The sequence below is a fragment of the Streptomyces sp. NPDC053076 genome (genome assembly GCF_044546845.1).
GTDB lineage: Bacteria > Actinomycetota > Actinomycetes > Streptomycetales > Streptomycetaceae > Streptomyces.
This window is the reverse complement of record NZ_JBITZL010000001.1, coordinates 1,756,941-1,773,093: the sequence shown is the minus strand read 5'-3', so window position 1 is coordinate 1,773,093 and position 16,153 is coordinate 1,756,941. Positions and strand designations below refer to the sequence as shown.

The following is a 16,153-nucleotide window of genomic DNA, read 5'->3' as shown; positions in this document are numbered from 1 at the left end:
TGATGGACATGAACAGGCGACTGACGCTGTGGCTCGCCGGGGTGTCGTTCCTCGTCCTGGGCTGTGACGCGCAGCGTGCCACCCCGGCGGCGTTGCCCACCGAGAAGGCGCCCCTGGTCTCCGCACGTCCCAGGACGCCGAGTGCGTCCGCCCTGGACGTGTTGCTGGCCCAGCAGTTCGACATCGGGATGGGCGGCGCCGGTCCGCACGGCTGCCAGGACGACCTGTCCTTGGTCTCGCCGAGTCCTTCCTCCGGCCACCCGCTGGCTTGGGTGTCGTCCTCTTTCCCCGTGGAAAGAAAGGTGGAACTGCGACTGGCGAGGCAGACGGTCCTGTGTCTGGCGGGTTTCCCGGAGAACAAGCCGGTCACCATCACGGTCAAGGCCGGCGGACGTGGATACACCACTGCGGTGAAACGCGTGGCGAAAGGCCATGCCAAGGACCCCGCGGACACTGCCCTGTTCGATGATCGCACGATTGACGTCGAGGACGTCGGTGACCATCTGCGGCAGAGCGCGTACTGGAGGTTCCTCCCGTCCGACCCTGCCCGCAAGGCGATCGCACTGTCCGGCCGGCTGAACATGACGGCCAGTTCCGGCAAGGTGAAGAGCACGTACGCGATCCCCTTGGGCTGGGAGCAGGGAGCGACGACCCCGGACGGCTGGGAGCACAGCCGCCAGGTGGTGGTCTATGGATATCCGGTCGGCGCCCACGTCCCCATCGGTCTGTACCGAGTGGGCGACGACCTGCACGCGGTGCTGGAGCGAGAGGCGGGCCGAGTCGTGATGCCGCGCTCCCGGATCGCCGTCTTCACGATTCCCCGCGACGTGTTCCGTCTCGTGCGTGCGGAGCCCGCGGCAGGCCGGGAGTCCCACTGCCTGTCCGTGCCCCAGGTTCAGGACTGCGTCACTCAGCCGGGCTGAGCCGCTTGACCGGCCGGAGCGCGGGTCAGCCGGGCTGACACCGCTGACCGGCCGGATCGCGGGCGTTCAGCGGTCTGCGACGCGGGCGGCTGCGAGCGGGCGCCACGCCAGCCCGAGGCCGCGGTAGAGACGGACGGCGGCGGTGTTCCACCCGTCGACGATCAGCGCGGCCGTACCGTGGTCGGCGACGAGGCTGTCCAGGACCAGGCCGCACACGGCCCTGCCCACACCGCGCCCCCGCGCCTGCTCGGCCCTGCCCACACCGCGCCCCCGCGCCTGCTCGGCGGTGGCCACACCGCGCCCCCGCGCCTGCTCGGCGGTGGCCACACCCGCCAGGAAGCCGACGTGCGGCGCGCTCCAGGCGTCGGCGGCGCAGGCCAGCAGCGTTCCGGAATCGTCGCGGACCCCTGCCCAGCGACGCGGCCGGGAGCCTGGTCGAGCTGCGCCTGCTGCGGCGCAGCGCTGACCATCCGGAGTTGCTCACCACCGTCTCGCCGGACAGCGCCCTCGACCAACTGACTCGTCCGGTGTAACGGCAGATGTCGGCGCTCCAGGAGACCGCGGACCGGCTGCGGGACGAATGCCCACCTCGTCCCGCTGTACGACGAGGGTGCGGTGCACCGACTGCGCCGCGAGGGCGTAGAGGCGGTGCCGGACCTGGACGACGTGCGCAAGCGGCTCACCCAGCTGTCCGAGAACGTGCGCACCGAGGTACTCACCTCCCAGTCCGGCGGCGCACGTCCCGAGGAGGTGCTGACGGAGGCCATGAAGCGGACCAAGGCGGTCCTCGCGCGCGGCATCAGAATGCGCACGCTCTACCAGCACACCGCTCAGTTCAGCCAGGCCACCGTCGCCTACGTGGACCATGTGACGCCGCTCGGCGCGGAGATCCGCACGCTCGGTGACGCCTTCTCCCGCACCATCGTCTTCGACCGCGACGTCGCGGTGGTGCCGCTGCGCGGAAATCCGCGCGGGGCCGCCCTGATCCGCGATCCGCACGTGGTCGGCTTCGTGGTCGCGACGTTCGAACGCGCCTGGGCGGCGGCCGTTCCCTTCCCCGCCGAACACGGCAGGGCGCAGGCGATAGCGGCCTCCGAGGACATCAAGGCCGACGTCGTCCGGCTGTTGGCGGCCGGACACGACGACAAGGCGATCGCCCGCCGGATGGGCATGACGATCCGCACCTGCCAACGGAACATCACCGAGATCATGAGCCGCCTCGGCGCCCGCAGCCGCGTGCACCTCGGCTGCCTGATCCACCAGCACAGGCTGCTCGACCAGCAGCAGTGAGCCCCCGCGGTTTCGTACCCTGGCGGCATGCGCATGCGCCCCACCCTGAGCTGGACGCCCACCGCGGACCTGCCGCCGGGCACCACGGACCTCGAACCGGTCGTCGACGCGCTGAGCGCCGGCGGCGTGCTGGTGCTCAGCGGGGCGGGCCTCTCCACGGAGTCGGGCATCCCCGACTACCGGGGCGAGGGCGGGAGCCTGAGCCGGCACACCCCGATGACCTACCAGGACTTCACCGCCAGCGCCCAGGCCCGGCGCCGCTACTGGGCGCGCAGCCACCTCGGCTGGCGCACCTTCGGACGCGCCCGCCCCAACGCCGGGCACCGGGCCGTGGCCGCGTTCGGGCGGCACGGCCTGCTCTCGGGCCTGATCACCCAGAACGTCGACGGTCTGCACCAGGCCGCCGGCAGCACGAGCGTCGTGGAACTCCACGGCAGCCTGGACCGGGTCCGCTGCCTGTCCTGCGGCGCCATGAGCCCGCGCCACGAACTCGCCCGGCGACTCGAGGCGGCCAATACAGGCTTCGAGCCGGTGGCCGCGGGAATCAACCCGGACGGTGACGCCGACCTCACCGACGAGCAGGTCGGTGACTTCCGCGTGCTGCCCTGCACGGACTGCGGCGGCATCCTCAAGCCGGACGTGGTGTTCTTCGGGGAAGCCGTACCGCCGCAGCGGGTCGAGCACTGCCGTGAGCTGGTCCGTGCGGCGACGGCGCTGCTGGTCCTGGGCTCCTCCCTGACGGTGATGTCCGGGCTGCGGTTCGTCCGTCAGGCTGCCCAGGCCGGGAAGCCGGTGCTGATCGTCAACCGGGACCCGACCCGGGGCGACCCGCACGCCCACAGCCGCGTCGCGCTCCCGCTGGGAACAGCCCTCACCACCGTGGCCGACCGCCTGGGCGTCCCCGTCGACGGTCGCCCGGCAACCTAGTCGTGCCCGGTGGGGTGTCCGCGGCCGCTGACGCCGTCGACTGGAGCAGGCGCAGGCCGGCGAGGCTCTGGAGGGCCATCGCGGCGGCGGCCGTGGCGGTGACGGCGAAGCCACCGCGTGCCCCGAGCGAGTCGATCACCCAGCCGGAGGCTGCCGCGGCGGCGGCCGAGCCCGCCGCGCCGGCGGAGCCGAGCCAGGAGAACGCCTGCGTCAGGACGGACCGGTGGACGGTCGCCTCGGTGAGCACGGGGAAGAGCACGAGAAGGGGCGGGATCGTGGCGCCGGTCAGGACCACGACCAGTCCGAGGCCGAACGGTGAGCCGACCGTGAGCAACAGCGAGGTGCCGAGCATCAGCGCACCGGACACCACCAGCAGTTGCACAGGGGCCGCGGCACGCCACCGGCGCAGCCCGTACAGCCATCCGGCCAGCAGACCGCTGCCACTGGAGACGGCGAAGACCGGGGCCGCGGCGCCCGGCGCTGCGTGCTCCACCACGAAGGCGGTCACCGACACCTGCATGGCACCGAAGAAGACCCCGAGGGCGAGGTTGAGGCCCATCAGGACCATGAAGTCGCCGCGCAGCAACGACCGGTCCGCGTGGGTGGGCGCGGCGCCGTCGACCGCCGGCGGGGGCGCGCTGCCGCGCTGCGCCGCGAGGAGCGTACCGCCGGCCACCGACAAGGAGGCCGCCAGCACGGTGCCGGCCACGGGATGCCCGGCGGCGGCGAGTGCGCTGACCGACATCGGACCCACGAGGAAGGCCACCGCGTTGCTGAGCGACTCGAGCGCGAACGCGGTGGGCAACTCCGCCGCTCGGTCGGTGCGCAGCAGTGCCGCCCAGCGCGCCGCGGACATCGCGCTGAGCTGGGGAACGCTGGCACCGACCAGCGCACCGCCCAGGGTCAGGGCGGCGTCGGGGGCGTCCGCGGCGACCAGGGACACGAGGACGGCCACCGCGAGGGCGTGGGCGACGAGTGTGGGGGGCAGGACCCGGGTCTGCCCGAACCGGTCCACGAGCCGGGCCAGTTGGGGTGCGACGAGCGCGTCGGTCACGGCGAATCCGCCGCCGACCAGGCCGGCCGCGGAGAAGGTGCCGGTGTGGCTGTGCACGAGCCATACGATGCTGAGGCTGGTCATCGCCAAGCCGACGCGTCCGAGCGATGCCGGCAGGAAGAATGCCGCGGCGCCCGGGGTACGCAGCAGGGAACGGTAGTTCGCCGATGGCACGGCGAGTCCTTTTCGCTGCCCGGCGGGACGGCTCACGTGGATCGTCGGTGCCCGAATGTACCGACCCGTGGTCGCCGCCTGGAACCGTCCAGTGCCGGCGCGGAGAGGGGGCACGCGCCCCGCACCGATTCCATCACCGGGCAGAAATCTCGGTGAGTTGAGGCGGGCCATTCTCGTCGCTGAGCCCGGCGATGTCCATCACGATGATGATCGGGGCCCTCCGACGCCGTCGGGGTGTCGGCTCCTGTCGGCCCCAGGACCGGCACCGACCGGCACCGGAACACGCTGGGCGGGCACGGTCGCCGTGCCGGGCGCGCACCGCTCGGTCCTCCGCCCCAGGCGGTGCCCCGATCTCCATGCGCTCCCGCCTGCGCAGCCTGATGCCGGTTCCACGACGGGGTCTGCACGTTGACGCCCCACACGGAGGTGTGTAAGTGTAACCGGTATTCAAGATCATCCATGGTGGGGAGTGCACATGGCGAAGAGGAAGATCCAGGACGAGCAGGAGGTGATCCGCTGGTTCCAGGAAGGCAGGACGTACCAGTGGATGATCGACGAGTACAAGCGCAAGTACGAGATCGAGACCGTCGCCTCCATGTGGGGCAATTTCAGGCGACGTCGAGGGCTCGACCGGCGCATCACCCGAAACGACGACCTCATCCCATGGGAGGTCAAGGAGGTGCACCGCTGGAAGTACCCGGTGGCCATGCTCCGCGTCGAGGCCCGCCTGCGCGACGGGCGCGACCTCACCGACAACGAACGGGACCGGCTGAAGTCCTGGAAAGAGATGCTGACGGAGCAGAACGCGGTCGTGCACTACGACCCCGACACCGAAGAGGGCTTCTTCTACATCCCTCGCCGGGAGGGGGACGACGACCTCATCCACCGGCCGGCACGCAAGACCACCTCGCGACCGAACGCGGACAAGCGGCAGTAGACCTGAGCGCCAGGAAGCCGGCACCCCCCGCGCTGCTTGCGGATTCTGCGTGGGCCGTCCGCGGACCGCGGCGGTATCGCGGACCGTGGCGGCATCCGGCGCACTCGACCGGACCCGGCTGGCCCACAAGGCGCATGAATGGGGTGCGTTCCGCCGGGTGAACCCGGTCCGGCGGACCCGTGACCGGAGTCCGGCCGTGGTGAGGCCGTGGCCTGCTGCATTGGCATCACCGATGTCACCGGGGCGAGGGACTGTGCCACCCGCTGCCAGGCCAGACACGCCGGATCGGTGTGACTATCACTTCAAGGTGGCACGGCAGCTCCCGGACGTCACCACATCTGGCAGGAGGAACGATCGATGAACCCCACCCTCAAGCGCCTGCTCGGCGCCACCGCGGCGGTGGCCACCGGCGCCACGGCCCTGCTCGGCACCGGCGTCGGCACCGCCGGCGCCGCCGAAAGAGCCCACTGCGACCGCGCCGAACGGCCCATATGGAGCGAAGGACCCAGCCGCAACGTGACCGGCCACCACTGCAGCCTGCCGAGCAGCGACCACCGCTGGCACATCGTCGAGATCGACACCCTCGTACAGCCCCACCACAAGACGGACTACCTGGACGGAGAGGTCGACCGCACCAAGACCCTCCACGACCGAACCATCAGGTGTCTGGGCTACACCACCAGCAAGGACACGGTGAACTGGTTCGGCTGCGTACCTCACTGACGTACTCGACAGGGCACCGCGCCGACGCCCGTGCCCCGCGGCCCGCTCGTCGCTTCCGGCCGGCCTGCGAGTAATTCCCCGGGCAGGTGCCCTCCGTCCTTGTTCACGCGCGCCGGACCCTACGACCGCCGTCCCGCGAGCCGCCACTCATCCCCGGTGGTTCGGCTTCCGCCTCGGGCGCCCCCGGCAGACCTGCTGCCGGGGCGACCCGCCCGACGGGGCCCCGAACGTGGTCGCGAACGGTGCCCCGCAGTCACCGCGCCGTTGCCCGATCCCCGGCGACCACTGGGCCGTCGTCCAGGGGTTGGCCCGGAACCATCCGTTCTCAGGCGGGGAGAACACTCCTCCGGCCCCTGTCGGAGCCTCGTCCAGTGGGGCGATGCCGTGCCGGTAGCCCCAGGTGGCGGCGTCACGGAAGACGTCCTGGGCCGGCCGGGTGCGCGGCCAGGGCGTCGGCCCCACCACAGGCGTCGACCGGACATTGCAGGGCCGTCTCGCCCTCGCCGCTGTCGGGCGGCGTCGAGTGCGTCCAGAATGGGCAGCACACTCCGCGACAGGATGGCTACCGTGACCAGTGGAAACGACGGCACCACCCGCGCGAAAGGCTGCCTGCCCGCCGACCGGCCCGCTTTCGCCACCGGGTCGCAAGGTCTGCTGACCATGGGCGTGGAAGAGGAGTACCTGCTGGTCGACCCCGTCACGCGGGAGGTGAATCCGGCCGGTGAGCAGGTGGTCGCCCTGGCCTCCTCGTCCGGGCTCGGCGACCGCGTGAGCGAGGAGTTGACCCGTTATCAGGTCGAGGCACGGACCGATCCGCACATCGAGTCGAAAGACCTCGGTGAGCAGATCCGGGCCATGCGTGCCACCGTCGCGGACACCGCCGCGCGGCTCGACCTGCGGATCGTCTCCAGTGGATCCCCCGTCCTGGGTCCGGCCGCTCCCCCGCCCCTGTCGCGGGGGCCCCGTTACGCCCGGAGCGCCGCGACCTTCCGCGCCCTGGACGACGAACAGACCGCCTGCGCCCTGCACATCCACATCGGCATGCCGGACCCGACCCGGGCGCTTCAGGTCAGCAACCACCTGCGCTGCCAGCTCCCCGTCCTCATCGCCCTGTCGGCCAACTCGCCGTACTGGCTGGGCAGGGACACCGGGTACGCCAGCTGGCGCACGATGACCTGGGCCCGCTGGCCGGTCGCCGGGCCCCCGCCGTACTTCGCATCGCGCGCCCACTTCGACGACCTGGTCGGCCGCCTTCTCGAGGCCGGCGCCATCATCGACCGCGGCGGTCTGTACTGGGACATCCGGCCCTCCCATCACGTACCCACCCTGGAGATCCGGGTCGCCGACGCCGTCACCACCGGCGCGGAGACCCTGCTGCTGTGCGCCGTCGTACGCGCCATGGCCGCGACCGCGCTCAAGGCCATCGCCGAAGGTGAGCCGGCGCCCCGGCCCCGGCCGGAAGTCCTGCGCGCCGCATGCTGGCGGGCCGCCCGCGACGGCCTGACCGGACACAGTCTCGATCCGGCCACCAGCGCGCTGATCCCCTCCCCCGCCCACATCGAACAGTGCCTGGCAGCGGTCGAGCCCGCGCTGCGGGCCCACGGCGACCTGGAACTGGTCAGAACCGTATGGGACCGGTTACGCGCCGCCGGCAACGGCGCCGACCGCCAGCGCGCCGCCCATCAGCGCCGCTCCAGCCTTCCCGACGTCGTCGACCATCTGATCACCCACACCGCTCCCCCGGACCGCACCCTCGGATAGGGACCTCTTCACCAGCAACCCACCGGAGGGGCCCGGTGGGCCGTGATGCAGGATCGCCCCATGAACAACACCAGCAGACGCTCCGTCCTCGCCTCCGCCGCGGCCGTCGCCGCCGGCCTGCCCACCCTCAACGCCGTGATGGGGGCCGGCGCCACGCCGGCCGCGGCAGCCGACCAGTACAAGTCCAACACCGAGCTGTACACCCGTACCGCCGCCAAGGAGGGCACCGACTGGATGCGCCGGTTCCGTATCGGTGCTCCGGTACCGGTCTCGGACAATGCCCGCAGCACGAGCAGCCCGGTCAGCAGCACCGCGGTGATCGCACCGCACGGCGGTGGGATCGAGGCGGGCACGAGCGAGCTGTGCATGGCCGTCGCCGGTTACACACCGTTCGACGCCAACACCGACCCGGCCGACGCGGCGGTGCCGGGTGAACCGCAGCGGGACTACTGGATGTTCGAGGCGATCGCCAACTCGGCCGCGCAGCACGTCACCGCCACCCACTGCGACGACCCGGCCGCCCTCGCCGTCTGCGCCAACAACCTCTACGCCGTCTCCCTGCACGGCTTCGACGACACGGCGACGAAGAAGATCATCATCGGCGGCCGGGACGAGCGACTCAAGCGCAACCTGCTGGCGGCCTTCACGAAGTACGGTCTGACGTCGCCCACGACAAACGCCGACTGGAACGTCACCGTGGTCTTCGCGGGCGCCACCGACCCCATCAACGGGGACGACCCGGCCAACATCGCCAACCGCACGCGTACTGGCGCCGGCGCCCAGCTGGAGCTGTCCACGGCACTGCGCGAGGCGATGTTCGGTGACTTCTCCGGCGCGGCCAAGCGCAGGACGACGGCCGGCGTGCCGAGCAGCTCCGCCCCCTACGCCGACCGCTTCTGGAACGGTTTCGTGAGCGCCGTGCGCGAGGCGGTCAAGAATCACGAGCTCGGCCTCGACTCCCTCTAGAGGTCGTCCCCCACGAGGAGCGTGAGTCGGCGGGCGAGGGCCGGCTCGTGCGGCCGGGCAACGTCGGCCTGATCAGCGGGACGACGACACTAGTGCGACCTCAGTGCCCGGCCTTCGGTGCGGTGGGTGACCAGTCGTACCCGGTGAAGTCGGTGACCGGGACGTACCCGATGCGCTGGTAGAGGGCGTTGCTGGTGAGGTTGGCCGGGTTCGTGAAGAGGACGACGTCCGTCGCGCCCGCGTCCAGCGCGGCCCTGCTCACCTGGACCGTCACGGCGCCCGCGTAGCCGCGCCCCCGGAGGTGGGCCGGGGTGTAGACGGGGTCCACCCGGACCATGCCGGCGATCATCGAAGTCGAGCCCGCCATGGAGACGGGAGCGCCCTCCGGTGTCTCCCAGAACGTGAAGTGTTTGTCCGCGAAACGCGTGCCGGCCCAGGAGGCGGCGTCCATCGTGGGGGCCTCGCCGACGTCGGCGGCGAACTCGTTGCACCAGCAGATGAGTTGCTCCTGGTCCCGCGCGTCCAGGATGCGGCCCCGACCCTCTGGGCGCGGTTCCGGTGGGGTGAGCGTGCCGAGACGGTGGAGACGGCCCCGCCAGTCGCACACCGGCGCCGCTCCGGTGTGCCGCTGCCACGCCTCGGCGAAAGCGGTGGCCGTGCCGTGGTCCGCGGTGACGCCGGAGGGGGTGTGGCCGAGCCCGGCCAGGTGGACGGCGAGGGTCTCGGCCTCTTCCGGGGTGAGCGGGGTGAGGGTCAGACGGCGGCGGGACGGCAGCCGGTAGAAGACGGCCCGGACCTCGCCCCCCAGCTCGAGTCGGCCGAACACGGTGGCTTCGGCACTGGACGCGTCCGCTCCACGCCTTCGCAGTTTCTCGATCGTTGTCAGCGGCGTGTTGTGCAGCGTGGGGCGTGAGCGCAGGAAGTCCCCGGCGCGGGCGAGGAATTCGTCGAGGTCTTCGGTGAGGTGCCAGTCGTCCGGACGCATGCTTCAGGATCACATCCCGCCCCCTGCCGCTGCCCGCTCGGTCTCGGTCTTGCGCCCGGCCCCAGCGACCGTCAGGGCCGCGCCTCACGTACGGCGAGCGGCACCGGCCGGGGCACGTCGCCGTCCACGGGGGCCCTCAAGCGCACCGGTGCACGCGGTCCGTCACACCCGGCCACCCGCCGCACCGCTTGCTGTTCAATGGCCGAATGACGCTGAACACCCTCACCCCCACCTCGCCCATAGCCGGGCGCGGCCTGCGACTTCGTCGGTGGGATGCCACTGACGAGGCCGATGTCGAGACGTTCCTCCGTGGCTGCTCCGACCCGGAGTTCCGGCGCTGGAACACTCCGCTGCGCCCCATCACGGATCCGACCGCCGCTCGGGCCACCCTGCACAGCAAGGCCGAGGCGACCAGGGCCGGGACCGGGGTGGCGTTCTGCGTGGAGGACGCGGACAGCGGTGCACCGCTGGGGCACGTCGGCGTCAGCCGGATCGACCGCGTCATGCGGTCGGCCTGCGTGGGCTATTGGGTGTTGCCCGAGGCGCGCGGCCGGGGCGCCGCCACCCGCGCCCTGACACTGACCGCCGACTGGGTGTTCACGGACCTGCGCCTGCACCGGCTGGAACTCGACCACGCCGTCGGCCACGAGGCGTCGTGCAGGGTCGCCGAGCGGTGCGGATTCCGCTTCGAGGGCACGCTGCGCGGCGCGATGTGGGAGGCCGAACGCCGGGACGCCTTCCGGGACTGCCATCTGCACGCCCGCCTCGCGACGGACCCGGAGCCGCACGGGCCACGGTAGGCGGCCGCGTGAGCGACCGGTGGGCCACCGGTGACGACGTGGTCTTCGCCCGTCCGGCCGCGCCTGCCCCGTGTTCCTATGGTCTTCGCCTGATCGAGGAGGGGCTCATATGGCGTTTCAGGAACATGTGGAGCGGGTCGCCGGCGAGGTCGTCGGCGGGTTTCCGGCCGACAGCGGGATCTACGCGGTGACGTTCCGGATGGACAGCGTCGAGCAGGATCCGCGGTTTCCGTACCTGGCGATCGGCTACACGACCGAGGCCGACGCCGCCGTAGCGTCCCAGCAGGCGTCGGACGCCTGGGAGGCGCGCTGGAGTTATGCGTTCTTCCCGGAGACGGGGCTCGAGGGCGTGCGGGTCGTCGGCCGCGATCCTGACGGTGCGCAGTCGCACCGGCGGGAGGCCGAGTCCCGGGGACTCTGGTACGAGGACGACGATGAGCCGGACGACCGCGACGAGGGGCTGGTCGAGTGGTTCTACGCGGTGTGCGTCGCGGCGGCTCGGCACCTCCACGACAGCGGCCGCCTCGTCGAGGTGCTGGGACAGCCCGTCCCGGTGATCCTGTACGACATGTTCGACCCGGACGCGATGTTCGAGCTGACCGCACAGGCCAATCCGGCGGAGCTAATCGCCGAGTTCATGGCCGAGGCCCCCTGATCCACCGCACCACGCGGCCCACCGCATCGCCCCTGTGACAGCGGTGTACGGAACACGTCACAGGGCTCGCACCGCCGGGTCCCGCCGCTTCCTCGGAGCCCCGCGGCGTGGGATGTTTACCGGCCTGAGCGGCCCGCAGCGGGTCGCGTGCAGGGATCGGGGTGGACACCTTGACACGCCAACAGCACCGCACCGGCGGGGGCGGAACCGCCGCCAGGGCACGGAGATTCGGCGGAACCGGGGGAACCGGCACGACGCGGCGCCGCCGGGCGGCGATGACCGCCACCGCACTGGCCGCGGCCGTGCCCCTGAGCCTCACCACCGCGACCGACGCGGGGGCGGCGGGAGACCACCCGATCGTCTTCGCCCGCTACACCGCGACAGCGCCGATCGAAGACCTCTACGCGCTCTCCCCCAGCGGCGGTACGCCCGTCCAGCTCACCCACACGTCCGGTGTCAGCGACGTGATGCCCAGCTGGTCCCCCGACGGCAAGCGGGTGGCCTTCGTCCGCTACGGATCCGGCGGCGCCATCGACGGCATCTGGACGATGAAGACCACCGGCGGCGGCCTGAAGGCCGTCCCCGGCACGAGGGGCGCCGCCGACCCGGCGTGGTCCCCGGACGGCAAGCGGATCGCCTACGCCAAGCCGGTCGGCACCCAGCGCGAGATCTATGTGGCCGACATCGACGGCGCCCCCGCCACCCGGCTCACCCACACGGCGGCGGACGACCTGCATCCGACCTGGTCCCCGGACGGCGAGTACCTCGCGTTCAACCGCGCGGACGCGAGTGGGCACAGCAGGGTGATGCGGATCCGGCTGTCCACCCTGGCGCAGACGGCGGTCACCGCGTCCGGCTCCCACGACTGGACGCCCGACTGGTCGCACGGCAACCGGATCGCCTTCAGCCGCGTGGACTCCTCGGGCTTCGCCCGCCTCTACCTGGTCCGCCCCGACGGCACCGGACTCCACCGCATCACCACGGCCCGCCGCAACGACAAGAACCCCTCGTGGTCCCCGGACGGCAGTCGCCTGGTCTTCACCAGAGGCGGGACCGACGACGCGGACCCCGAACACCTCTACCTCGTACGCGCCGACGGCACCGGGCTGACCCAGCTCACCAAGACGGACTCCCATGACCTGGAGGCGGACTGGCGCCCTTGAGCCGTGTTCCGCCGGCCGGAATCACGGCCGGGCGGACCGGTCGCCGGTCGGTGCTCCGGACGGTGGGGCGGGCAGCTGCGCGGCGGCGTTCTCCAGCAGAGTGTCCAGGACGACCGGATAGGCGCTGTGGGGCATGCGGGCGGCCAGTAGGCGGGCGGTAGCGGCGATGTGGGGGTAGGACTCCGCGGGGAGCCGGGCGTACGTGGAGGTCCACATCTCCTCGTCCGTCGCGCGGGCCTCTTCCCCCAGGGCGAGCGCTCCGGCGTCGAGGGCGGCGAAGGCGAGGCTCAGGTCGATGAAGGCGTGATACAGGCGGACCGCGGTGACGTCCGGAAAGCCGGCGGTGCGCAGGATGCCGAGGATCGTCTCGTCGACCGCGATCTCCCGGGGCCGGCCGGTGACCCGGCTCGCGGTCAGCGCGGCGGCCTGCGGGTGGGCGAGGTACGAGGAGTGGATGGCCAGCCCGAGGGCACGCAGGTCGGCCCGCCATTCGCCGGTGGCGGACCAGCTGTCCAGCGCCCGCCCCATCAGCTCCTCGCCGATGGCCCGGGTGAGGTCGTCCATGCCGGCGAAGTAGCGGTAGAGCGTGCTGGGGTCGGCACCGAGGGCGGTGCCCAGCCGACGGGCGGTGAGGCCCGTGCTGCCGTGCTCCCGCAGCACCCGCAGCGCGGTGTGCACGATGAGCCGCTCGGACAGCACCGTGCCCTGCTGTGTCGGCCGGCGCCTGCGCCGCGCCGATTCCGGCACCACTTGTTTGGCCATACGGACCTCACCACCTCGTCGCCGCACCGGCGACCCTTATGCCAACACAGTTGACTCTACCTGGAGCCGTCCCGTTGCATCAGGGCATCTCGTTGGCGTGTGCTCGAAGAGAGAGGTGTGTGACATGCGAGTACTGCTCGTGGGCGCGGGCGGGGTCGGAACCGCCGTCACCCGGATCGCGGCCCGGCGCGGCTTCCTGACCCGCATGGTCGTGGCCGACTACGACCTGACCAGGGCGGAGGCCGCCGTCGCCGCGCTGGAGGAGCACGGGGACCGGTTCAGCGCGCGGCGCCTGGACGCCTCCGACGAGGAGGGCGTGCGCCGGCTGCTCACCGAGGAGCGCTGCGACGTCCTGCTGAACGCCACCGACCCCCGGTTCGTCATGCCCCTGTTCCGCGCGGCACTCGCCGCGGGCGCGCACTACCTGGACATGGCGATGTCCCTGTCCGCCCCGCACCCCGAGCGCCCGTACGAGGAGTGTGGCGTCAAGCTCGGCGACGGCCAGTTCGAGCTGGCGCAGCGGTGGGCGGACTCCGGCAGGCTGGCGCTGGTCGGGATGGGCGTGGAACCCGGCCTGTCCGACGTCTTCGCGCGGTACGCCGCGGACGAGCTGTTCGACGAGATCGAGGAGATCGGCGTCCGTGACGGGGCCGACCTGACCGTGGAGGGTCATGACTTCGCCCCCTCCTTCAGTATCTGGACCACCATCGAGGAGTGCCTGAACCCTCCGGTGGTCTACGAGAAGGACCGAGGCTGGTTCACCACCGCGCCGTTCAGTGAGCCGGAGGTCTTCGACTTCCCCGAGGGCATCGGGCCGGTCGAGTGCGTGAACGTGGAGCACGAGGAGGTGCTGCTGATCCCGCGCTGGGTGGACGCCCGCCGGGTGACCTTCAAGTACGGCCTCGGCGACGACTTCATCGCCAAGCTGAAGACGCTGCACGAGCTGGGACTGGACTCCACCACGAGGGTCACCGTTCCCGGTGCGGACGGGCCCGTGGAGGTGTCCCCGCGCGACGTGGTCGCCGCCTGCCTGCCCGACCCGGCCACGCTGGGCGAGCGGATGACCGGCAAGACCTGCGCGGGCACCTGGGTGAAGGGCACGAAGGACGGCGCTCCGCGCGAGGTGTACCTCTACCACGTGGTCGACAACCAGTGGTCGATGCGCGAGTACGGCTCCCAGGCCGTGGTCTGGCAGACGGCCGTCAACCCGGTGGTCGCCCTCGAACTCGTTGCCACCGGAATCTGGTCCGGCCAGGGCGTTCTCGGCCCCGAGGCCCTTCCGCCGCGCCCCTTCCTCGACCTGCTCGCCGACTACGGCTCCCCGTGGGGCCTGCGCGAACAGGGCTGACACCGGCGAGGCGGCCGCGCCGTCTCACCGACGCGAGCGGGTGGGCCGGGTCTCCGGCTCCTGCCCCAGCTTCTCCTTCTCCGCCTTGAGCTTGCGCCATACCGTGCCGAGGGCCTCGATGTCGTGGTCGTCGAGAAGGTCGGTGAAGACCGGCGCCAGGACCTCTCGGCGGGTGGCGTCCGCCTGCTCGAAGACGCGGCGGCCCTCGGCGGTGAGCGAGACCTCCACCGACCGCGCGTCACGCGTCGACGGCGTACGGGTCACCAGCCCCCGGGTCCGGAGGGCGTCCACGACCCGGGAGACCTGGCTGCGGCTGAGCATGGTGCTGTTGCCGAGGACGGAGGCGGGCACGGGCTCCGGGCTGGACGCGAGCCACAGCATCACCTCGAACCATGAGACAGGCAGATCGTGCGCCTTGGTCAGGGCGCGGTCCACGCGCTCGGTCAGCACCGTGCCCGCCCAGACCAGCCCGTAGAAGGCGTAGTCCGCGGCGGTCAGCTCGGCCTGGGGCAACTTCTTCGGCATGGATCGAGTATAGGCGAGTTGCGTGCGCACACACATAAAGCTACGTTGTGTGTGCACGCACATAATCTTGTGTCGTGGGTGCGCCCACATCGTCGCGTCGTAAGCGTGCACTGAACGCCTTCGAAAGGTTCCGCCATGCCCTCCACCCCCCGCACCGTCCTCATCACCGGAACCTCCTCCGGGATCGGCCTCGCCGCCGCCGTCGCCGCCGCCCGGGCGGGCTGGCGTACGGTCGCCACCCTCCGCGACACCAGCCGCGCCGACGCGCTGCGCCGGGCCGCCGCCGAAGCGGGCGTCGAGCTCGACATCCGGCAGCTCGACGTGACCGACGAGGCATCCGTCACCGCCGCCGTCGACGGTGTGCTCGCCGACTACGGCCGCCTGGACGCCGTCGTCAACAACGCGGGCGCCGGCCACCTGGGCACCCTGGAGAACGACGCCATGGAAGACATCCGCGGTGTGATGGAGGTCAACTTCTTCGGCGTGCTGACCGTCTCCAAGGCCGCGCTGCCCCACCTGCGCGCCACCGGTGGCCGCCTGATCACCGTGACCAGCGTCGGCGGTGTCGTCGGCCAGCCGTTCAACGAGGCGTACTGCGCCGCCAAGTTCGCCGTCGAGGGCTACATGGAGAGCCTCGCCCCCGTCGCACGGACTCTGGGCGTCAGCGTCTCCGTCGTGGAACCCGGAGCCGTCGCCACCGAGTTCGTGAACAACATCGGCGTCGACCTCGGTGCCGACCTCGACGCCGGCCCGTACACCGCCGCGCTGCACAGTTACATCGACCGCACCACCAAGCAGTTCCTGGACGGCAGCGCCCAGACCCCGGCCGGGGCGGCGGAGGCGGTCATGGAGGCTCTCCACTCCGACCGGCCCGCCTTCCGGATCCAGACCACCGACTGGGCCCGTGGCTTCGTCGGCACGAAGCTCACCGATGTCGACGGCTCCGCGGTACAGAACCTCACCGCCACCTGGGTCGCCTGACAGCCCCCACGCATTCGGGCGCAGCGGCCCGCAGAAACTGGAGGCGCAGGTTCCACTGCTGATTCCGCGGACCGCTGCAGTGGTCACCTACCCTGCGATGCGTCCGATAAGCCCGATCCTTCCCAGCCACCTCAGCAGGCCACTGCCGTGCGCACACGTGGGGCCCGGCCGCCATCGAC

Annotated in this window: 17 protein-coding genes; 12 read left to right on the top strand and 5 right to left on the bottom strand. The window is 71.6% G+C overall.

Annotated features, from left to right (window positions below):
- The first annotated feature begins 8 nt into the window (after positions 1-8).
- Entirely contained in the window at positions 9-923 is a 915-nt protein-coding gene (locus ACIGYR_RS07250) for a hypothetical protein (RefSeq protein ID WP_399602161.1), read from the top strand.
- Between the two features lie 66 nt (positions 924-989).
- Here the strand turns inward: ACIGYR_RS07250 and ACIGYR_RS07245 are convergent, their stop codons facing one another.
- On the bottom strand, positions 990-1,250 hold the full coding sequence (locus ACIGYR_RS07245; protein ID WP_399602159.1) for a hypothetical protein: 261 nt from the start codon (positions 1,248-1,250) through the stop codon (positions 990-992).
- 288 nt (positions 1,251-1,538) lie between these two features.
- On the opposite strand from ACIGYR_RS07245, the gene ACIGYR_RS07240 reads away from it, so the two are divergent.
- Together ACIGYR_RS07240 and ACIGYR_RS07235 are read left to right on the top strand one after the other, a co-directional pair.
- Positions 1,539-2,213, top strand: a complete 675-nt coding sequence (locus tag ACIGYR_RS07240; protein ID WP_399602157.1) for a LuxR C-terminal-related transcriptional regulator — start codon at positions 1,539-1,541, stop codon at positions 2,211-2,213.
- Between the two features lie 27 nt (positions 2,214-2,240).
- Positions 2,241-3,140 carry an NAD-dependent protein deacetylase gene (locus tag ACIGYR_RS07235; protein WP_399602154.1) on the top strand — a complete coding sequence of 300 codons (900 nt, stop codon included), beginning with the start codon at positions 2,241-2,243 and terminating at the stop codon, positions 3,138-3,140.
- On the opposite strand, the gene ACIGYR_RS07230 is transcribed toward ACIGYR_RS07235, so the two are convergent.
- The gene (locus tag ACIGYR_RS07230) at positions 3,085-4,368 is read right to left on the bottom strand and encodes an MFS transporter (RefSeq protein ID WP_399602151.1); all 1,284 of its coding nucleotides are present in this window, start codon (positions 4,366-4,368) and stop codon (positions 3,085-3,087) included. The genes ACIGYR_RS07235 and ACIGYR_RS07230 overlap by 56 nt on opposite strands.
- Positions 4,369-4,843: 475 nt before the next feature.
- On the opposite strand from ACIGYR_RS07230, the gene ACIGYR_RS07225 reads away from it, so the two are divergent.
- The 4 genes from ACIGYR_RS07225 (at position 4,844) to ACIGYR_RS07210 (ending at position 8,755) form a co-directional block, all read left to right on the top strand.
- On the top strand, positions 4,844-5,305 hold the full coding sequence (locus tag ACIGYR_RS07225; protein ID WP_399602150.1) for a hypothetical protein: 462 nt from the start codon (positions 4,844-4,846) through the stop codon (positions 5,303-5,305).
- A gap of 357 nt (positions 5,306-5,662) precedes the next feature.
- Positions 5,663-6,028: a hypothetical protein gene (locus ACIGYR_RS07220; protein ID WP_399602147.1), complete on the top strand. Its 366-nt coding sequence runs from the start codon at positions 5,663-5,665 to the stop codon at positions 6,026-6,028.
- A 558-nt stretch (positions 6,029-6,586) separates the two neighbouring features.
- A complete protein-coding gene (locus tag ACIGYR_RS07215; protein ID WP_399602145.1) occupies positions 6,587-7,789 on the top strand; it encodes a glutamate--cysteine ligase in 1,203 nt (400 codons plus the stop codon).
- Positions 7,790-7,849: 60 nt separating this feature from the next.
- Positions 7,850-8,755, top strand: a complete 906-nt coding sequence (locus ACIGYR_RS07210) for a poly-gamma-glutamate hydrolase family protein (RefSeq protein WP_391836978.1) — start codon at positions 7,850-7,852, stop codon at positions 8,753-8,755.
- Positions 8,756-8,855: 100 nt separating this feature from the next.
- Here ACIGYR_RS07210 and ACIGYR_RS07205 read toward each other — a convergent pair whose 3' ends face one another.
- Positions 8,856-9,740, bottom strand: coding sequence for a GNAT family N-acetyltransferase (locus ACIGYR_RS07205; protein WP_399602142.1), 885 nt, complete (start codon positions 9,738-9,740; stop codon positions 8,856-8,858).
- Between the two features lie 206 nt (positions 9,741-9,946).
- Between ACIGYR_RS07205 and ACIGYR_RS07200 the strand changes: the two genes are divergently transcribed.
- The 3 genes from ACIGYR_RS07200 (at position 9,947) to ACIGYR_RS07190 (ending at position 12,358) form a co-directional block, all read left to right on the top strand.
- The gene (locus tag ACIGYR_RS07200) at positions 9,947-10,540 is read left to right on the top strand and encodes a GNAT family N-acetyltransferase (RefSeq protein WP_399602139.1); all 594 of its coding nucleotides are present in this window, start codon (positions 9,947-9,949) and stop codon (positions 10,538-10,540) included.
- 109 nt (positions 10,541-10,649) lie between these two features.
- Positions 10,650-11,195, top strand: coding sequence for a hypothetical protein (locus ACIGYR_RS07195; protein ID WP_399602136.1), 546 nt, complete (start codon positions 10,650-10,652; stop codon positions 11,193-11,195).
- Positions 11,196-11,470: 275 nt separating this feature from the next.
- The gene (locus tag ACIGYR_RS07190) at positions 11,471-12,358 is read left to right on the top strand and encodes a hypothetical protein (RefSeq protein ID WP_399602134.1); all 888 of its coding nucleotides are present in this window, start codon (positions 11,471-11,473) and stop codon (positions 12,356-12,358) included.
- A 21-nt stretch (positions 12,359-12,379) separates the two neighbouring features.
- On the opposite strand, the gene ACIGYR_RS07185 is transcribed toward ACIGYR_RS07190, so the two are convergent.
- Positions 12,380-13,120 (bottom strand): TetR/AcrR family transcriptional regulator, encoded by a 741-nt coding sequence (locus ACIGYR_RS07185; RefSeq protein ID WP_391836983.1) that lies wholly within the window; start codon positions 13,118-13,120, stop codon positions 12,380-12,382.
- 124 nt (positions 13,121-13,244) lie between these two features.
- Here ACIGYR_RS07185 and ACIGYR_RS07180 point away from each other — a divergent pair, with 124 nt between their 5' ends.
- The gene (locus tag ACIGYR_RS07180) at positions 13,245-14,468 is read left to right on the top strand and encodes a saccharopine dehydrogenase family protein (protein ID WP_391836984.1); all 1,224 of its coding nucleotides are present in this window, start codon (positions 13,245-13,247) and stop codon (positions 14,466-14,468) included.
- Between the two features lie 24 nt (positions 14,469-14,492).
- Here ACIGYR_RS07180 and ACIGYR_RS07175 read toward each other — a convergent pair whose 3' ends face one another.
- Positions 14,493-14,993 carry a MarR family winged helix-turn-helix transcriptional regulator gene (locus tag ACIGYR_RS07175; protein WP_399602131.1) on the bottom strand — a complete coding sequence of 167 codons (501 nt, stop codon included), beginning with the start codon at positions 14,991-14,993 and terminating at the stop codon, positions 14,493-14,495.
- 135 nt (positions 14,994-15,128) lie between these two features.
- Here ACIGYR_RS07175 and ACIGYR_RS07170 point away from each other — a divergent pair, with 135 nt between their 5' ends.
- Positions 15,129-15,974 carry an SDR family NAD(P)-dependent oxidoreductase gene (locus ACIGYR_RS07170; RefSeq protein ID WP_399602128.1) on the top strand — a complete coding sequence of 282 codons (846 nt, stop codon included), beginning with the start codon at positions 15,129-15,131 and terminating at the stop codon, positions 15,972-15,974.
- Positions 15,975-16,153 lie beyond the last annotated feature (179 nt).